This window comes from Niallia endozanthoxylica, from assembly GCF_008710145.1.
Taxonomy (GTDB): domain Bacteria; phylum Bacillota; class Bacilli; order Bacillales; family Cytobacillaceae; genus Bacillus_BD; species Bacillus_BD endozanthoxylica.
Window position 1 is genome coordinate 45,548 of sequence record NZ_VYKL01000022.1, and the last position, 17,116, is coordinate 62,663.

The following is a 17,116-nucleotide window of genomic DNA, read 5'->3' on the forward strand; positions in this document are numbered from 1 at the left end:
TAGCAGGGAGAGTTGAAAGATGACAAATTTATTTGATCTTACAGGAAAAACTGCAGTAGCTATAGGGGGAAATGGTGTATTAGGTTCAGCGATGGCAAAGGGTTTGGCATCACACGGGGCGAAAGTGGCGATTGTCGGCCGTAATCTTGAAACAGCAGAACAAGTTGTGAATGAAATCGCTGAGAACGGAGGGGAAGCTAAGGCTTTTGCGGCAGATGTTAGTTCAAAAGATTCGCTAATCCAGGCTGCAAATGATATTGAACAATGGTCAGGTGGATGGGATATCCTTTTAAATGCTCCAGGAACAAATAGTGCCACACCATTTTTTGAGCTTGATATGGATGAGTATGACAAGATTATGAATATTAATTTAAAAGGGATTGTCATGACCTGCCAAGTTTTTGCAAAAAGAATGCTTGAGCAGGAGAGAAAAGGCAGCATTATTAATATTTCATCTGTTTCATCAACTACACCACTTTCAAGGGTGTTCACGTATTCAGTATCTAAAGCAGGGCTTAATAGTGTCACACAGTTTTTAGCTCGAGAATTTGCTCCTCACGGAATTCGTGTGAATGCGATTATTCCTGGATTTTTTCCAGCGGAACAAAATCGGAAAATATTGGATAAAGAACGAATCGAATCAATTATGAGTCATACTCCAATGAATCGTTTTGGGGAAGCAGAGGAACTTCAAGGAGCCACTGTCTGGCTTGCTTCGGATAAGGCTTCAAGCTTCGTAACAGGAGCATTAATTCGTGTCGATGGCGGTTTCGGAGCAATGACGATTTAACTTCATTCAGCAGAAGTCCTTCACTTCTGTGCGTGGAGGATGTATGCAAAGTGGTTTTCTGATTCAATGTGGATGCAAACTAAGCTGAATTCAGTTAAGTCTCCGGCGGATACCACAGATTTTTTAATGGAAATTGGATGGAGCGAATTTGATTATCTACACATATAAAGAATTTTTATTCAATATAGTAATGAATAGAAGGAATGTTTTGGGAGAGGGGACTTGACTCATGTTCATGAAGAAATATCAAAAATTACAGTCGATTCTCCGAGAAATGGAATCAGTGGTAGTCGCATATTCAGGCGGAGTGGATAGTACATTTTTATTAAAAGCGGCTGTGAATACATTAGGTGCAGACCGTGTACTGGCTGTAACAGCTGATTCGGAAACCTATCCCACAAGCGAGCTGGAAGAGGCAAGAGCCTTGGCCGAAAAGATTGGAGTTCAGCATCAGGTAATTGAAACGTCTGAATTAGCGATTCCTGGATATGCAGAGAATAATAAAAATCGATGTTATTTCTGTAAAAGCAGCCTGTTTGATCATTTAATCCCAGTTCTTGAAGAAAAGGGCTTTAATAATGTGATTTATGGAGTTATTGCGGATGATATGAATGAATACCGGCCAGGGATGCAGGCTGCGAAGGAAAAGGGGATTCGAGGGCCGCTTCAAGAAGCGAATCTTTTTAAAGAGGAAATCAGGAAGCTTTCCAGGGATTTCGATTTACCTACTTGGAATAAACCTTCGTTCGCCTGTCTTTCTTCAAGAATTGCATATGGTGAATATATTACGAAAGAAAAGCTGACAAAAGTAGAGAAGGCAGAAGCATTCTTGAAAAGGCTTGATATACGCCAAGTTCGGGTTCGAACTCATCAGGATATTGCAAGGATTGAGGTAGAGCCTAAAGATATGAATATCATTCTTGAAAATCATGATCGTATTGTTAAAAACCTTCAAGAGTATGGATATAAGTATATTACTCTAGATTTAATTGGATATCAGAGCGGAAGTATGAATAAGGTTCTATCCTAACAATCTTCTGTTTTGGAATAGAAAAAGTGCTTTATATAGTAAAGGCTTTGGAATAATCCGAAGCCTTTTCTTACGATACTAGAATGAGCAGAATAAGAAAATTCTATTTAGAATCATAAAATTGTTATCTAAAGGAAGATGAACTATGTCTAAAGAGTATGTTATTGGGCTTGATATCGGGACAACAAGTGTGAAAGCATGTTTATTTCATTTAAATGGAAAATTAATAGCTGAGGATGAGAAATTGAACACGTTCCATTATCCGCAACAGGGATGGGCAGAGCAAGATGCAGTTGAAATTGAACAATCTGCCGTTCTTGCAGTGAGGGATGTAATAAAAAAGGCGGAAATTGATAAGGATGAGTTAATTTCCATAGGCTTTTCTTCTGCGATGCATTCTCTCGTTTGTGTCAATAATGAGGGGAAGCCAATCTCACCTGCCATTATATGGTCTGACGGAAGAAGCTCATCCCAGGCGGAAAGTGTATTGAATACAATTGGGAATCGTGTGTATGCCGCAACAGGGACCCCTATTCATCCAATGACACCCTTCACCAAGCTTTTATGGATGAAAGAAACTGAGTACGATCCTTACAAACGAGCTACATACTTTATGTCAATAAAGGAATATGTTCTACAATCCTGGTTTAATGTAAGAGTTATTGATTATTCGATGGCATCTGCAACGGGGCTTTTTAATCCGGCCAAGCTAAATTGGGAAGATGAATTATTAGAAATGACTGGAATTAACAAAGAACAGCTTTCCGAAATTGTTCCTCCAACTCACATATTGCACGGAATAAATAAAGATATTGCAGAGGAAATGGGGATAACTCCTGATCTTCCTATAGTAGTAGGGGCTGCCGATGGCCAACTGTCAAATTTGGGAATCGGAGCCATCCTCCCCGGTGAAGTGGCTGTTTCGGTAGGTACGAGCGGTGCCATCAGGCAGCTTACCAAAGGAGTTAAAACGAGTGATAGCAAAGAGACCTTTTGTTATTCGTTTACGGAGGATACTTCCATCATTGGAGGACCGACAAACAATGGCGGAATCGTCTTGCAATGGTTAAAGGACCTTCTCAATGATCAAAGAAGCTTTGGAACATTTTTATCTGATGCCGAGCAGGTTGCTCCTGGAGCTGAAGGACTCCTTTTTCTTCCATATCTTAATGGAGAAAGGGCCCCAATTTGGAATCAGCATGCAAAAGGAAATTTTTATGGAATCGCTATAACTCATAAGAAAGAACATTTTATCCGTGCTGCCTTAGAAGGAATCACGTTTAACCTTTATCAAATTGGAAAAGCATTAGAGAAGTTAGCTGGTGAACCACAAAAAATCTATGTAAATGGAGGCTTGGCCCGTTCACCATTGTGGCTTCAAATGATGGCGGATATATTCGAAGCAAAAATTTATGTTTCGGAGAGTCATCATAGTGCGGCCTGGGGCGCAGCTTGGACGGCTTTAGTTGCTTTGGAAAAGGTAAATTCTTTTGAAGGTATTAAGCAAAATATCCCTATGGCTGACCCAGTTGTTCCGAACGAAGAACAAAGTAAAATTTATAAAGAAATTTATGATAAATATGAAAAGTTATCCAGGGATATGAGCAAGTATTTTTAGATTGTTAGGGGGAGCGAGATGCTTGAAGAGATTTTAGAACAAGTTCAAAATGGCACCCTAAGCATTCCGGAAGCAAAGGAACAATTGGCAACATTTGAAAATCTTGGTTTTGCGAAAGTCGATCATCACCGAAGAAAGAGACAGGGTTTTGCGGAGGTTGTTTTTGGGGAAGGAAAAACGGCGGAACAAATCATCGCAATTATTCAATCATTAAGGGCACGAAATACACAAGTACTTGTTACGAGAATCACGCCGGAAAAGGCGAAAATCGTTCAATGTACATGTCCTGAGTTTACTTATCATGAATTGGCACAAATCCTCTATTGGAAGGAACGAAATTCCGCTGAAAACAATATTCAAGGGTATATCGCTGTTATTGCTGCTGGTACTTCAGACTTAAAGGTTGCTGAGGAAGCAGCAGTGACGGCAGAAGTATTGGGCAGTCCTGTGAAAAGAATATATGATGTCGGGGTTGCAGGGATTCATCGCTTACTTAACCATCTTGATGATATCCAAAATGCGACGGTTTCAGTCGTTGTAGCAGGAATGGAAGGCGCACTTCCAAGTGTAGTGGGCGGACTCGTGTCCCACCCTGTTATTGCGGTTCCGACTAGTATTGGGTATGGGGCAAATTTCAACGGATTATCTGCTTTACTCACAATGTTAAATTCATGTGCTTCAGGGATTAGTGTTGTAAATATTGATAATGGTTTTGGCGGAGGGTATAATGCCGTCTTAATTCATCAGCTTGCGATAAAAGGAGTTGTGAATAATGAAGACACTTTACTTTGATTGCTTTTCGGGCATCAGTGGTGATATGGTCATCGGTGCCCTTATTGATGCGGGTGCCAATCCTGACCACTTGGTGGAAGAGTTAAAGAAGATGAAAATGGAAGATGAATACGAATTAAAATGGAAAAAGGTTATAAAAAATGGGATAACAGGCACAAAGTTTGATGTGTTGCTATTACATTCACATCATGAACATCATCATCATGATGAGCACAGCCATCATCACCATGAACATGAACATCACCACCATGATGAGCACAGCCATCATCATCATGAACATCACCACCATGATGAGCAGGTACATCATCACCATCACCGTTCTTATAAGGATATTGTAAGATTGATTGAGAGTGCTGGTTTTTCAGAAGAAGTGAAGGAAACGGCATTAAAAATTTTTAAAAAAATAGGTGAAGCGGAGGGGCATATTCACGGAATTCCATTAGAAAATGTCCATTTCCATGAAGTCGGCGCGGTTGATTCCATTATTGATATTGTTGGTGCAGCCATACTTATTCATCAACTAGAAGTAACTACGGTAAAGGCATCTCCTATACCGGTGGGAACTGGAAAAATTCATATTGATCATGGCATTTATCCTGTACCTGCTCCTGCCACACTGGAAATTTTGAAAGGTATTCCTATTGAACAGTCAGATATTAGGGCTGAGCTTACAACCCCTACAGGAGCAGCTATTATCGCTGTTCTTGCGGAGGAGTTTTGCACGGTTCCTTCAATGAAAGTGAATTTTGTCGGTTATGGGGCTGGTACAAAAACCTTTAAAGACCGTCCAAATATGCTGCGGGTAATGATTGGGGAATAGAACGGAAGATGTATTTGGTTAGTTGAAGGGGGGATAAAATGGGGCTTCATCCACCCAATCATGAGCATATTGATCATCAAATGTTCAAAATGGAAGTGAATTTGGATAATATTTCCGGCGAATGGCTTGGATATGTAATGGATTTGCTGTTTGAAGCTGGAGCTAACGATGTATTTTATACCCCTATATATATGAAGAAAAACAGACCAGGTGTTTTACTCCAATTGCTTTGTTCTGAGCAAAATCTCCCCTCTATGAAGGAAATTCTCTTTCGGGAAACAACAACACTAGGGCTTCGCTATTACCCATTAACAGTACATAGATTGGAAAGAATGTTTCGAGAAGTTTCTACTGAATGGGGGACTGTGGCTGTTAAGGTGGGGATATATAAAGGGGATGTCGTACAAATGGCTCCTGAGTATGAAGACTGTAAAAATATTTCCCAACTTCATCACATTCCTCTCAAAAAAGTTTATGAAAGCATTTGGAAGGTGTTAGGAAATGGGGATAAGGCTGAATAGGATATAGGCTGTGTTAAAGCACAATGTTGATTTTTGTATGCAGGTTGATTGCAGTGGAGGGCACGAAGGCTCCTGCGGGAGAAGCGAGACAGTCGAGACCCCGCAGACACGAAGTGTCGAGGAGGTTAGACTGTCGCCCTAAGGTGCGCGAAGTGCCCGGAACGGAAATCAACAACTATGTTTAACAGAGCCTAATTAAAAACAGACAAAGAGGGAGAAGAGATGGATGGCAAGTTTTATTTCTGTATTATTTCTTGGTTTTATTTTAGGGATCAAGCACTCCATTGAGCCTGACCATATCATAGCTGTATCCACTTCTGTAAGCAAAAGCAAAAAGTTATCTAGTTCGACTTTAACTGGAGTTTATTGGGGGATTGGCCATACCTGCACCCTGTTCATTCTTGGGATGGCGTTGGTACTAATGAAAGGCGAGCTTACAGATAAATGGGCTATGTCACTTGAATTTTTAGTTGGAGTCATGCTTGTGTATCTAGGTATAAGAAGCATTATTTTTTGGAAAAACACCCGTTCAGGTTCCCATAAGCATGAAAAAGCTCATTTTCTAAAGGTAGCATTCATTGGGTTTGTTCATGGGATTGCTGGAAGTGCGGCCATGGTTTTACTAACTATGTCTACGGTTTCAACGATATGGGAAGGAGCTTTATATATATTAATATTTGGTGCTGGAACGATTGCTGGTATGCTCCTCTTTACAACAATTATAGGCATTCCTTTTGTCTTTAGTAAAAAAAATATTGGATTAAATCAAATATTAACTAGAGCTGCCGGTGCAGTAAGTTTTCTATTTGGAATCTATTATATGTATAATCTCGGTGTTACCGAAGGTTTATTTCAAATGTGGGTACAGTAAATTTTTCTATATAAAAAGATGCAGATAAGAAGACAAATCTGCATCTTTTTTTTGTGCCCGACATGGGTGTAACCTCCAGGGAGTGAGTCACGAACCGTGAAGGCAGAAGTAACGGTTAGCTTAATGCAAGTCTCGAAGGTATTGCTTTAAGTCAGCAGGGTCTTTAATATTATCAAGCTCTTTTTTAGAATTCTCATCACTAGAGTCATAGGAATAATTGAAACGGAAAACTCTGTCATCCCAGAATTTATTTGAAAAGTCATTGTAATTTAGCTTTTTTTCTTTAGCGGAGAGTTCATGGTGCAGTTTTTCGTCATAGTATTCTATTTGAATGCTGAAATACTTTAACTCTTGGTCTTGTAAGTACTGAATTAATTTGTAAGCTTTATCTAATTGTTGGTCCATTTCATTTGAAGAGTTAAGAAGTACATTTGAAAAGATAATGTTCCCAATACCTTCATGGTCTTGTCCGAGGATTTCCTGGTAGGTGTTATGAATGTTGTATTGTGTATAAGCTTCATCTAGAAATGAAACATTGACCATATAAGAGTAATTTTCAACAGTACTATAAAGCTCTTTGTAGATAGAACTAAATTGTTCATTAAGCTCCTTGCGCCATTTCATATCTAAGTAATCATCGGACATTGGCTGCATATCTTCAGAAATGGAAAGACGAACAGTTAATTCGGGATCTTTGGCAGGGTGAGAATCAATACGGTAAGTCCCCCAATCATCGCCTAGAGGCTTTGAAAAGGTTGATTGTTCAATAATAAAGTCTTCACTATATTTTGCTTCTAGATGTTTTTCAGCCGCTTTTTCAGCTTTATGACTAATGAGTGGAAAATAAATATAGTCAAATAAAACGAGACCGATGATGAATAAAAAGAAAACCGGAATGATTAGTAGGCCAATGAGTAGTTTTCGCATACTTTTTCTTCTCCTAAAGGTATAAAGTTCCATTACATAGGTCACCTATAAGTCTACTGCTTTTTATGAAAAATGATAAGTAATAAATCATTAAAAATATTGGTTCTATTGTTTGTAATGTTACTTAATCTTGTGTTATTGTTAATTGTGTAACTTAATTTATTTTGTCAGTGTGTGTTATAGGAGGTCAATTCATGGAGTATGTTGAGCCCATAAGAGACGTTGAAAGCATTAATGCAATAAAAGATATATTAAAAAAACATTCTAAAAGAGATCTATTGCTTTTCGTCCTAGGTATTAATACGGGAATTCGAATAAGTGATTTACTATCACTAAAGGTGGAGGATATACGGGATGAAAAGGGGATTAAGGAGTTTTTATATCTAAAGGAAATGAGTAGTGGTGAAACAAAGGCTTACTATTTAAATAATAACGTTCAACATGCACTTGAGGATTACTTAAATAGCTATGAATTTCTAGGGAGTGATTATCTTTTTAAGTCAAAAAAGAACAATCTGCCGATTACACGTCAGCAAGCCTATCGTATTATCAATACAGCCGCAAAAGAGGTTGGAATTCCAGGTAAAATTGGTACACATACATTAAGAAAAACATTTGGGTACCATGCCTATCGAAAAGGTATTGCTATCTCAATTCTCATGGGGATTTATCATCATCACACTCCTTCTGAAACCTTACGATATATCGGAATAGATAAAAATGAGAAACCGCTTATTAAGGTAGATGTTAATTTATAACTAAAAATATGGCAGAAAGAATACAAAAACCCCCACTAAGAGTGGAGGTCGTCTTATAAGTAATCTTCATCAGAATCTAAGTTCGTATCCATTTGAACATTTGTTAAGTCATTAACAATACTTTCATGTACCTGGACTTGTAATGTTTCCTTATCCTTCATAAACTTGAAAATACCGTTATCAAAGTCAGTTCCGAATTCTTTAAAGAATATGCCCTCATATTCTACATCCTTTGTATGGTTAAAAATCAGGCGGTACTGCTTGTTCTCTTTAACAAGATAGGCACGGATACCTTTTTCGTAATTTCTATCAGGATTTTTTAAATAACGGGCAACGGAAATGATGTGAAGGTCAACAAACGGAATTTCACGTAATAAAGAGTTGATAATAGAACCTTTTGCTATTTGTTCCCATCTGCTTTGAGCCGTTTGACCGAGAATAATTTGTGTAATATTTTTCTCTCTTGCAACCTCTGCGATTACTTTTGAGATAGGTCTTTGTTCATTGTCCTTAATAATAAATGCATCAGCACTATGCTGAGAAGCCAATTGTTTCCATCTTGTAATATAGTTTGATTTTTCTGCATCCAACTCATCGAATGGTTTAGGATCTACAGTGAGAATGTACAGCGGACAGTCAAGCATATTGGCAATTTTACAGCCCCTTTGAATGAGACGTTCACCATTTGGACCATAATATACACAAACGAGGATGCTTTCGTCCATGCGTTCTTTCTTTTTTATCATTTTTAGTTCACCTCGGAATCGGTTGACTCAACCCGATTTTATTCCTTTATTAAATAAACTATGTATGACTATAACCCATGCCACCATTTCAGTCAATCTATTTAATATTACTATACTATTCTTAATTATAAATTCTTAGGGAGGGATATGATGTCATTTTGGTTACATGTCATGATTTTGATGCCTTTTTTGTTTGCCATAGCGGTACCATTCATCTATAAGCAATTGTCACCGCGTATTCATACGGGATGGTTTGTCCTTTTTATTCCATTGGTGATATTTATCTATTTATTATCATTTATTCCCAAAATTTCAGATGGAAATACTTTCACAGCAACGGTTCCATGGATGCCATCCTTCGATATTAACTTCACGACATATATGGATGGGTTAAGCTTGATTTTTGGGCTATTAATTTCGGGAATTGGTGCACTCGTTATTCTCTATTCTATATTTTATCTGTCCAAGCATCGTGAAGCATTAAATAATTTCTATGTGTATTTGTTGCTATTTATGGGAGCTATGCTTGGCCTGGTATTTTCTGATAACATAATTGTTTTATATGTTTTTTGGGAAATAACCAGTGTATCGTCTTTCTTATTAATTGCCTACTGGTATGAACGTGAAACATCACGTTATGGGGCACAAAAATCAATGTTAATTACGATTTTTGGAGGACTGGCGATGCTGGCTGGTTTCATTATGCTTTCTATCATGACGGATACGTATAGTATTCGTGAAATGATAAGCAAGGCAAGTGATATTCCTTCGCATGCTCTGTTTATTCCAGCAATGATACTAATCTTAGTCGGGACATTTACAAAGTCAGCACAATTTCCATTTAGTATCTGGCTGCCAGATGCGATGGAGGCACCTACACCAATAAGTGCTTATTTGCATTCAGCTACAATGGTAAAGGCAGGGATTTATTTAGTCGCTCGTCTGACTCCTATTTTCGGAGGTTCTGCAGAGTGGTTCTGGATTGTATCAGGAGTAGGGCTCATCACTTTATTATATGGGTCTGTAAATGCAGTGCGGCAAACAGATCTTAAGGCATTATTAGCTTATTCTACCATAAGTCAATTAGGCTTAATTATGAGCTTGCTTGGTTTAGGCTCTGCGTCTTTATATGTCGGAGTTGGAGATGATTCCTCTGTATATGCTGTAGCGATATTTGCAGCAATTTTCCACTTGGTTAATCACTCCACATTTAAAGGCTCCCTATTTATGGTTATTGGTATTATTGACCATGAGACGGGAACCCGAGATATTCGCAGGCTGGGCGGCTTAATGCACCTTATGCCTATTTCGTTTACCTTAGCCGTAATTGGAAGCTTTGCCATGGCAGGACTTCCGCCATTTAATGGATTTTTAAGTAAGGAAATGTTTTTTACAGCTGTATTAAATGCATCCGATATGTCTGTGTTTAATGTAGATATCATTGGCTTGGCTATCCCTATCATTGCATGGATTGCCAGTGTGTTTACCTTTGTTTACAGCATGATTCTTGTTTTTAAAACATTTGGCTTTAGAGGGAAGAATAAACCAGAAAAACTCGGAAGGGACGTGCATGAGGCTCCAATTGGGATGTTAATTTCGCCTCTTGTTCTTGGATCTCTTGTTATTATCTTTTTCTTTTTTCCAAATACCCTTTCACATTATTTACTACAGCCTGCGATGCATGCGGTGCTGCCGACCATTGCTGGGGAAGCAGGTATACTTGATATAAAAATCAGTGCTTGGCATGGCTGGAATACTGAGTTGTTTATGACACTGGGTGTCATCGGATTGGGAACATTATTGTACATTTATTTAAAAAAGTGGTTTCCAATTTATCATTTACTTCCAGAAGGCTTCACATTAAATAATCTGTATAATCTCGGTTTAGAGAAAATGGAAAGTTTATCGAAGATTATAACAGTAAAATATATGACAGGTTTTATCCGTGACTATCTAGTCTATATATTTGGGTTTATCATCCTTGTCGTTGGAGGCGCCATGTGGTTGTTTAAAGGTTATTCCTTTGATCTATCCAAGGATGCACCCGTTAATATTTTTGAAGTGATATTAATGACTTTGATGGTAATTACTGCTTTAGCCGTTCTGTTTTCTAAAAAGAGGGTGACTGCTATCGTTGCAGTGGGTGCTTTAGGTTTTCTTGTTTCCTTTTTCTTTGTTTTGTTTAGAGCACCAGACTTGGCACTGACTCAATTAGTTGTTGAGACGGTAACAACGGCATTATTCCTGCTATGCTTCTATCATTTACCTGAATTGAAAAAGGAAATAAGCCGTATTCCGTTCAAGGCGGTTAATGCTGTCATCTCGATTGGGGCTGGCGCGGTCGTAACCATTGTAGCATTATCTGCAAATGGGAATCGTTTATTCGAATCTATCTCAGGGTACTACGAGAATTCTTATGAATTAGCAGGAGCAAAAAATATTGTAAACTCCATTCTCGTTGATTTCCGCGGGATTGATACGATGCTCGAGATTCTTGTCTTATGTATTGCAGGTCTTGGCGTATATACATTAATCAAGCTTAAACCGCAAGGGAGGGATGAAAATGAAGAAGCCAAATGATGTAATCATACGAAGTGTAACAAAGGTTGCCGTTTTGATTATATTTACGTTTGCTATTAATCTTTTTATCTCAGGGCATCATTATCCTGGCGGCGGATTTATTGGCGGTCTAACCTTTGCATCAGCCTTAATCCTCCTGTTTCTAACATTTGATATTGAAACAGTTAGGAGAAACATTCCAGTTGATTTTAAAGTGATGGCTGCTGTAGGTGTGTTAATTGCTCTTCTGACGGGAGTCGGTTCCATGCTGTTCGATTCCCCGTTTTTATCACAGACGTTCGGATATTTTAATCTTCCTGTTTTTGGAAAAACGGAACTGGCAACTGCGGTGATTTTTGATGTCGGGGTAGCGTTGGCGGTAATTGGAACCTCAATCACGATAATTATGAGTATAGGTGATGATCGATAATGGAAACGTTAATGTCTATCCTTGTTGGTATATTATTTGCCATTGGAATTTATTTAATTTTGACGAAAACCCTATTAAGAATCATTTTGGGAACATCCATCCTTGGTCATGGTGTCAATTTATTGATTATCACGATGGGGGGATTGAAAAAGGGAGGTCCTCCTCTTCTTGGCATTAAGAATTTAACCTATGCTGATTCATTGCCCCAAGCCCTTTTATTAACGGCCATCGTGATCAACTTTGCCACAACAGCTCTTTTTTTAGTGCTGAGTTATCGTGCTTATAAGGTATTGGGTACGGATGATACGGAGCAATTGAGAGGTGTTGAGAATGAATAATCTAGTTATTTTGCCCATCATTATCCCGATTCTAACGGGTATGATTATGGTGATTTTTCGGAAGAAGATTACATTGCATCGATTTTTAAGTGTTTTTTCGATGCTTGCTGTTGGTATTTCAACGCTTCTATTAATGAGTCAAATAGAAACATCAGGAATCCAAACGCTTCATTTAGGAGGTTGGGAGGCGCCGTTTGGGGTAAGTATGGTCGCTGATATGCTTTCTGCTCTGTTAATCCTGACAACGAGTATTGTTGCGTTATGTTGTTTATTGTACGCCTTTCATTCTATTGGAAGGGAAAGAGAATTAAACTATTTTTACCCGCTATTCATGTTTCTCATTACAGGGGTCAATGGCTCGTTTATGACTGGAGATATTTTTAATTTATTTGTTTGCTTCGAGGTTATGCTTGTTTCTTCCTATGTGTTGATCTCACTAGGAGGTACGGGAATTCAACTGAGGGAGTCTATTAAATATATATTAATTAATATTATTTCCTCTTTTCTATTTCTTGTTGCGGTTGCATACCTTTACGCGATGACAGGGACTCTGAATTTTGCTCACCTTTCCATTCGTGTAGCTGAGGTGGGACAGGATGGACTAATGACGACGGTTGCTATTTTATTTTTAATTGTTTTTAGTTTAAAAGCTGGTCTGTTTCTGTTCTATTGGCTCCCGGGTTCTTACAGTGCTCCTCCAACTGCGGTTGCAGCTATATTCGCAGCATTGTTAACAAAGGTAGGAATTTATGCAATTATTAGGGTTTTTACACTTGTATTTTATCATGAGCCAGAGGTAACGCACTTATTTATAGGGATTTTGGCTGCGGTCACGATGATATTAGGGGCCATTGGAGCTGTAGCTTTCTGGGATATTAAAAGAATTTTAACTTATAACGTTATTGTTGGGGTAGGATTTATCTTAGCAGGAGCCGCATCGTATACAACGGAAGGGATGACGGGCTCTTTATACTATTTGATTCACGATATGATTGTAAAGGCATTAATTTTCCTTTTAGGAGGAACGATTGTCCATCTTACTGGGACAAGTAAGTTAAGAGAAATAAGCGGTCTTATCAAATTACATCCAGGATTGGGGTGGATGTTTTTTATTGCGGCATTATCCCTTTCAGGTATTCCGCCATTAAGCGGTTTAATCGGGAAAATTTTTATAACAGAAGGGACTTTTGAGGCGGGCTACTTTTGGCTGGGTGGAATTGGGCTGATAACCAGTCTTATGGTTCTGTATTCGATTATGAAAATCTTTCTTAAAGGATTTTGGGGCTATACCGAATTAACTGAGGAAGAGGAAAAGGGGACAACAAAGGGGTTAATGTTACCAATTGGAATCCTTACCATGTTAACCATTGCGCTCGGATTAGGTGCTGAAGGAATTCATGATTACGTTTATCTTGCAGTAGAAGGCTTAATGGATCCCAGTTTCTATATTAAAGCGGTCATGGGCGGTAATTTGGAGCAGTAGAGTTAACGTTTATACTTTTTAAATGGAAAGGGGTGGTAGCGATGCCTATGCAGGTATTAATAAATTTATTGATTGGTGTCATCTGGATGTTTCTTCAGGATGACTGGAGTGTTTTAACCTTTTTCAGTGGTTATCTATTTGGTTTATTGGTGCTCTTTATTCTGCGTAAATATCTTCCAACTAAATTTTATTTAGTTACATTGCTTGCAATTGTTCAGCTTTTTCTCGTATTCATTTATGAGTTATTTACATCTAGTATATTAGTGATTCGACAGATACTTCGACCGAGGATTAATATTACTCCAGGGATATTTACTTTAGAAACGGAATTAGAAGGAGATCTGGAGGTTACATTACTAGCGCTGCTGCTGACCTTAACCCCCGGGTCTGTTGTAGTTGAAGTTTCCGAAGACAGCAAGAGGTATTATATCCATGCGATGGATATCCCAGCATCGAGTGATGCGGTTCTTGCATCTACAAAAAAGTTTGAAAAGGCTATAAAGAAGGTGACGCGTTAATGATACAAGGAATATTAATCTGTTCACTAGCTTTTCTTAGTTTTGCTGTTATAGCAACCATATATCGGTTGGTTAAGGGTCCTTCTGCTCCTGATAGAATCCAAGCTCTTGATGCTTTAGGAATTAATCTGATTTCAGGTGTTGCTATTTTTTCTGTTTTGTTGAGAAACACTGGATTTTTTGAAGTCATTCTATTAATTGGAATCTTGTCCTTTATCGGAACCATTGCTTTTGCAAGATATATTGAAAGAGGTGCGGTCATTGAGCGTAATCAATCAGAGTGAATATATCGCCGTTTTGTTAATATTGATTGGGACCATCTTCAGCTTTCTAAGTGCAGTCGGCCTGATTCGTCTTCCTGATATTTATACCCGCTCCCATGCACTTTCTAAAGGATCAACAATGGGTGTGCTTTTTACACTTGTTGGAACCTTTCTTTTCTTCATGTTAGAGGGATTCTTTAGCATCCGTTTATTTCTAGGGATTTTCTTCGTATTTCTCACAGCACCTGTAGCAGCACATGTTATTGTTCGGGCAGCCTATCGTTCACGTGTTCCTCTTGCAAAGGTAAGCGTAAAGGATGACCTGAAGGAAGTAATGATGGAAAGTGACAGGATGAGGAGTATGGAGTAAAAGGTAGTAGCTTTGTAAAACCGTTCATTGAGCGGTTTTATTTTTTTCTCTAATGTGACACAAAAGATTATTAATTGCTTTCAATATGTTCACAATTATATTCTTGATTAAGTGGGTATTTGATATATACTAATAATTAAGAAAATTTAGTCAAAAAAAAGGAGGAGATAGGATGAGCTTAACTACTTCAGAAATGCAAATTGGACAAATTGCGCGTTTACAGCGGATATTCTCAGAAGCGGATATTCAAAAGTATAGTGAATTAGCAAATGATTTTAGTCAAATGTATGAACGCAATGAGGAGGTCTGGAAAAAACGTTTTTCGCAGCCAATCGTTCCCGCTTTGTTGGTGGAAGGATTAATTATACAGGTTATTTCTGAAAAATTACCGGGAGGTCCCTGTGTATTAGTACAAAAAGAAATCATTTATTATCATCCTGTGCATGTAGGGGATGCCATTACCGCTGAATTGGTGATTATTGATATTAATCATGAAAGAAACTGGGTAACGCAAAAGGTTGTTTGCTTTAATCAACAGGGAACTGAGGTTATTAAAGGACAAGTTGTCATTTATGTTTTTCCGGGAGGCTGATGAAGTGGAAAAGACCATTCATTTAATCGAGGATTGGGGTTATATAGAAGTTGATGAAGACGGAAGGCTACTTCACGCAAGCCCTGACTTTTGCAAGAATTTCTCAATAAATAAAGAGGATTGCGTAGGTCAATCGATTCATGCTGTGATTCATGGAATGTACGGCAGAAGACGTAAAAAAGTCTTCTTTGGCGTCATTTCCGGCATAAATTGTATCATTAGAGTGACGAGAAAGGAGCAGCGAGAGGTTTATCGAGTACTTGTTCGTGATGGTGATATTGAGCATTATGAAATGGTTTCATTCATGCATGCGATTGATCAAGCTAAAATGAATAAGAAAAAGCCCCACGCACATAAATACACCTTTGAAGAGATTATTGGGAACAGTAAATCGATGAAGACGGCAAAAGAATTAGCCGTTCGCATTGCTACAAGTAACTCAACGGTTCTGCTGACAGGAGAAAGCGGTACTGGTAAGGAATTATTTGCTCAAGCCATCCATAGTATTAGTGCAAGAAAAAATAATCCATTTATCGCGGTGAATTGTGCAGCCATCCCGGGAGAATTATTTGAATCGGAGCTTTTTGGCTACGAACCTGGCGCATTTAGCGGTGCTAAAAAGGAAGGAAAGCCAGGTAAGATTGAATTAGCTATGAATGGGACACTTTTTCTTGATGAAATATCAGAACTCCCATACGAGGCACAAGGAAAGCTGCTTCGTGTTCTGCAGGAAAAAGAGGTTGAACGTGTTGGAGGTACTGTTAGTAAAAATATTGATATACGGATTATTGCTGCAACGAATCGCGACTTAGGAAAACTAGTTGAGGAAGGCAAGTTCAGACAGGATTTATTCTATCGTTTATATGTCTTCGATTTAACCATTCCATCACTACGGGAAAGACAAGAAGATCTTCTGCCATTAGCTCATTATTTTATTGATATTTTTAATGAAAGATTTGACCTCGAAGTTAAATTCATCGACTCGAGGCTTCAAGAATGGATTTTAAACTATGAATGGCCGGGAAATGTCAGGGAATTAAAGGCCTTTATTGAGCGGGGAATGAATATTGTTGAGGGAGATACCCTTTCGATGAATGATCTTTATTTTACACCTTTGGCTACTGCGAATATTAGTAATAGGAATATTACCCCTCTGCAAAGTTTGGAGGAAGAAGTGAGAAGTGCTGAAATTAATGCTATTCAACGAGCTTTAGAAGAAGCAAATGGGGATCGAACTATTGCTGCTCATAAGCTAAAAATACATATAGCCAGCTTGTATCGAAAAATTGCCAAGTACAATCTGAAATAATCCTTTATCTGCACACTACATAGTAGTGTGTATTTTTTATTTGATTTTGTTATACAAGGGCGTTGTTTTTTTGTTGCAGGTATTTCGCTTTTCACGGGCGATGGCCGATTCTCTCGCAGAAATTTCTCTTTTTTGCATAACTGATTATTAATTTTGCGAAAATTATTAATTTTGCGATATTAGGAGGGTAAAAAGCGCTTATTTAGCAAGGGAAATTGTTGGCATGGAACTTGCGATATAGAAAAGTGAAAAGAGAAATAACTTCATTCAGCAGATGTCTTTCACTACTAAAGTTAAGGGATGAATGGAGAAAGCTTACTAATTCAATGGGGAATTAAACCCGGCTGAATGAAGTTAAGCCTCCGGCGGATGCCTCGGATT

At 38.3% G+C, this 17,116-nt stretch carries 19 protein-coding genes; 17 read left to right on the forward strand and 2 right to left on the reverse strand.

Annotated features, from left to right (window positions below; translation table 11 throughout):
• Positions 1 to 19: 19 nt before the first annotated feature.
• The 7 genes from F4V44_RS14740 to F4V44_RS14770 all read left to right on the forward strand — a co-directional run bounded on the left by F4V44_RS14740 (position 20) and on the right by F4V44_RS14770 (position 6,442).
• Entirely contained in the window at positions 20 to 790 is a 771-nt protein-coding gene (locus F4V44_RS14740; RefSeq protein ID WP_150440786.1) for an SDR family oxidoreductase, read from the forward strand.
• A gap of 229 nt (positions 791 to 1,019) precedes the next feature.
• Positions 1,020 to 1,820, forward strand: a complete 801-nt coding sequence (gene larE / locus F4V44_RS14745) for an ATP-dependent sacrificial sulfur transferase LarE (RefSeq protein WP_150440787.1) — start codon at positions 1,020 to 1,022, stop codon at positions 1,818 to 1,820.
• Positions 1,821 to 1,965: 145 nt separating this feature from the next.
• The gene (locus F4V44_RS14750; protein ID WP_150440788.1) at positions 1,966 to 3,438 is read left to right on the forward strand and encodes a gluconokinase; all 1,473 of its coding nucleotides are present in this window, start codon (positions 1,966 to 1,968) and stop codon (positions 3,436 to 3,438) included.
• A gap of 18 nt (positions 3,439 to 3,456) precedes the next feature.
• Positions 3,457 to 4,230, forward strand: coding sequence for a nickel pincer cofactor biosynthesis protein LarB (larB, locus tag F4V44_RS14755; protein WP_150440789.1), 774 nt, complete (start codon positions 3,457 to 3,459; stop codon positions 4,228 to 4,230).
• Positions 4,211 to 5,050, forward strand: coding sequence for a LarC family nickel insertion protein (locus F4V44_RS28155; protein WP_150440790.1), 840 nt, complete (start codon positions 4,211 to 4,213; stop codon positions 5,048 to 5,050). The genes larB and F4V44_RS28155 overlap by 20 nt, the downstream gene beginning before the upstream one ends.
• 38 nt (positions 5,051 to 5,088) lie before the next feature.
• On the forward strand, positions 5,089 to 5,571 hold the full coding sequence (gene larC, locus F4V44_RS28160) for a nickel insertion protein (protein WP_150440791.1): 483 nt from the start codon (positions 5,089 to 5,091) through the stop codon (positions 5,569 to 5,571).
• Positions 5,572 to 5,797: 226 nt separating this feature from the next.
• The gene (locus F4V44_RS14770; RefSeq protein WP_150440792.1) at positions 5,798 to 6,442 is read left to right on the forward strand and encodes a sulfite exporter TauE/SafE family protein; all 645 of its coding nucleotides are present in this window, start codon (positions 5,798 to 5,800) and stop codon (positions 6,440 to 6,442) included.
• 120 nt (positions 6,443 to 6,562) lie between these two features.
• On the opposite strand, the gene F4V44_RS14775 is transcribed toward F4V44_RS14770, so the two are convergent.
• A complete protein-coding gene (locus tag F4V44_RS14775) occupies positions 6,563 to 7,402 on the reverse strand; it encodes a murein transglycosylase (RefSeq protein ID WP_223881902.1) in 840 nt (279 codons plus the stop codon).
• 161 nt (positions 7,403 to 7,563) lie between these two features.
• On the opposite strand from F4V44_RS14775, the gene F4V44_RS14780 reads away from it, so the two are divergent.
• Positions 7,564 to 8,127, forward strand: a complete 564-nt coding sequence (locus F4V44_RS14780; protein ID WP_150440793.1) for a tyrosine-type recombinase/integrase — start codon at positions 7,564 to 7,566, stop codon at positions 8,125 to 8,127.
• Between the two features lie 53 nt (positions 8,128 to 8,180).
• Here the strand turns inward: F4V44_RS14780 and F4V44_RS14785 are convergent, their stop codons facing one another.
• Positions 8,181 to 8,873 (reverse strand): universal stress protein, encoded by a 693-nt coding sequence (locus F4V44_RS14785; RefSeq protein WP_150440794.1) that lies wholly within the window; start codon positions 8,871 to 8,873, stop codon positions 8,181 to 8,183.
• A gap of 150 nt (positions 8,874 to 9,023) precedes the next feature.
• Between F4V44_RS14785 and F4V44_RS14790 the strand changes: the two genes are divergently transcribed.
• The 9 genes from F4V44_RS14790 (at position 9,024) to F4V44_RS14830 (ending at position 16,735) form a co-directional block, all read left to right on the forward strand.
• Positions 9,024 to 11,453, forward strand: a complete 2,430-nt coding sequence (locus tag F4V44_RS14790; RefSeq protein ID WP_150440795.1) for a Na+/H+ antiporter subunit A — start codon at positions 9,024 to 9,026, stop codon at positions 11,451 to 11,453.
• Entirely contained in the window at positions 11,437 to 11,862 is a 426-nt protein-coding gene (locus tag F4V44_RS14795; protein ID WP_150440796.1) for a Na(+)/H(+) antiporter subunit B, read from the forward strand. The genes F4V44_RS14790 and F4V44_RS14795 overlap by 17 nt, the downstream gene beginning before the upstream one ends.
• Complete coding sequence (locus F4V44_RS14800) at positions 11,862 to 12,200, forward strand: Na(+)/H(+) antiporter subunit C (protein WP_150440797.1); 339 nt, start codon at positions 11,862 to 11,864, stop codon at positions 12,198 to 12,200. The genes F4V44_RS14795 and F4V44_RS14800 overlap by 1 nt, the downstream gene beginning before the upstream one ends.
• On the forward strand, positions 12,193 to 13,683 hold the full coding sequence (locus tag F4V44_RS14805; RefSeq protein WP_150440798.1) for a Na+/H+ antiporter subunit D: 1,491 nt from the start codon (positions 12,193 to 12,195) through the stop codon (positions 13,681 to 13,683). Before F4V44_RS14800 ends, F4V44_RS14805 begins: the two co-directional genes overlap by 8 nt.
• Positions 13,684 to 13,724: 41 nt before the next feature.
• Positions 13,725 to 14,201 carry a Na+/H+ antiporter subunit E gene (locus F4V44_RS14810; protein ID WP_150440799.1) on the forward strand — a complete coding sequence of 159 codons (477 nt, stop codon included), beginning with the start codon at positions 13,725 to 13,727 and terminating at the stop codon, positions 14,199 to 14,201.
• Positions 14,201 to 14,485 (forward strand): Na(+)/H(+) antiporter subunit F1, encoded by a 285-nt coding sequence (locus F4V44_RS14815; protein ID WP_150440800.1) that lies wholly within the window; start codon positions 14,201 to 14,203, stop codon positions 14,483 to 14,485. The genes F4V44_RS14810 and F4V44_RS14815 overlap by 1 nt, the downstream gene beginning before the upstream one ends.
• Positions 14,463 to 14,834, forward strand: coding sequence for a monovalent cation/H(+) antiporter subunit G (gene mnhG, locus F4V44_RS14820; RefSeq protein ID WP_150440801.1), 372 nt, complete (start codon positions 14,463 to 14,465; stop codon positions 14,832 to 14,834). Before F4V44_RS14815 ends, mnhG begins: the two co-directional genes overlap by 23 nt.
• A gap of 172 nt (positions 14,835 to 15,006) precedes the next feature.
• Positions 15,007 to 15,426 (forward strand): hotdog family protein, encoded by a 420-nt coding sequence (locus tag F4V44_RS14825; protein WP_150440802.1) that lies wholly within the window; start codon positions 15,007 to 15,009, stop codon positions 15,424 to 15,426.
• Positions 15,427 to 15,430: 4 nt separating this feature from the next.
• A complete protein-coding gene (locus F4V44_RS14830; protein ID WP_191090690.1) occupies positions 15,431 to 16,735 on the forward strand; it encodes a sigma-54 interaction domain-containing protein in 1,305 nt (434 codons plus the stop codon).
• Positions 16,736 to 17,116: the final 381 nt, after the last annotated feature.

What these genes read in the sequence shown, in the direction of transcription:
- F4V44_RS14740 (WP_150440786.1), top strand. Translation starts at nt 20, where the DNA reads ATGACAAATTTATTTGATCTTACAGGAAAAACTGCAGTAGCTATAGGG.
- larE (WP_150440787.1), top strand. Translation starts at nt 1,020, where the DNA reads ATGTTCATGAAGAAATATCAAAAATTACAGTCGATTCTCCGAGAAATG.
- F4V44_RS14750 (WP_150440788.1), top strand. Translation starts at nt 1,966, where the DNA reads ATGTCTAAAGAGTATGTTATTGGGCTTGATATCGGGACAACAAGTGTG.
- larB (WP_150440789.1), top strand. Translation starts at nt 3,457, where the DNA reads ATGCTTGAAGAGATTTTAGAACAAGTTCAAAATGGCACCCTAAGCATT.
- F4V44_RS28155 (WP_150440790.1), top strand. Translation starts at nt 4,211, where the DNA reads ATGAAGACACTTTACTTTGATTGCTTTTCGGGCATCAGTGGTGATATG.
- larC (WP_150440791.1), top strand. Translation starts at nt 5,089, where the DNA reads ATGGGGCTTCATCCACCCAATCATGAGCATATTGATCATCAAATGTTC.
- F4V44_RS14770 (WP_150440792.1), top strand. Translation starts at nt 5,798, where the DNA reads ATGGCAAGTTTTATTTCTGTATTATTTCTTGGTTTTATTTTAGGGATC.
- F4V44_RS14775 (WP_223881902.1), bottom strand. Translation starts at nt 7,402, where the DNA reads ATGGAACTTTATACCTTTAGGAGAAGAAAAAGTATGCGAAAACTACTC.
- F4V44_RS14780 (WP_150440793.1), top strand. Translation starts at nt 7,564, where the DNA reads ATGGAGTATGTTGAGCCCATAAGAGACGTTGAAAGCATTAATGCAATA.
- F4V44_RS14785 (WP_150440794.1), bottom strand. Translation starts at nt 8,873, where the DNA reads ATGATAAAAAAGAAAGAACGCATGGACGAAAGCATCCTCGTTTGTGTA.
- F4V44_RS14790 (WP_150440795.1), top strand. Translation starts at nt 9,024, where the DNA reads ATGTCATTTTGGTTACATGTCATGATTTTGATGCCTTTTTTGTTTGCC.
- F4V44_RS14795 (WP_150440796.1), top strand. Translation starts at nt 11,437, where the DNA reads ATGAAGAAGCCAAATGATGTAATCATACGAAGTGTAACAAAGGTTGCC.
- F4V44_RS14800 (WP_150440797.1), top strand. Translation starts at nt 11,862, where the DNA reads ATGGAAACGTTAATGTCTATCCTTGTTGGTATATTATTTGCCATTGGA.
- F4V44_RS14805 (WP_150440798.1), top strand. Translation starts at nt 12,193, where the DNA reads ATGAATAATCTAGTTATTTTGCCCATCATTATCCCGATTCTAACGGGT.
- F4V44_RS14810 (WP_150440799.1), top strand. Translation starts at nt 13,725, where the DNA reads ATGCCTATGCAGGTATTAATAAATTTATTGATTGGTGTCATCTGGATG.
- F4V44_RS14815 (WP_150440800.1), top strand. Translation starts at nt 14,201, where the DNA reads ATGATACAAGGAATATTAATCTGTTCACTAGCTTTTCTTAGTTTTGCT.
- F4V44_RS14825 (WP_150440802.1), top strand. Translation starts at nt 15,007, where the DNA reads ATGAGCTTAACTACTTCAGAAATGCAAATTGGACAAATTGCGCGTTTA.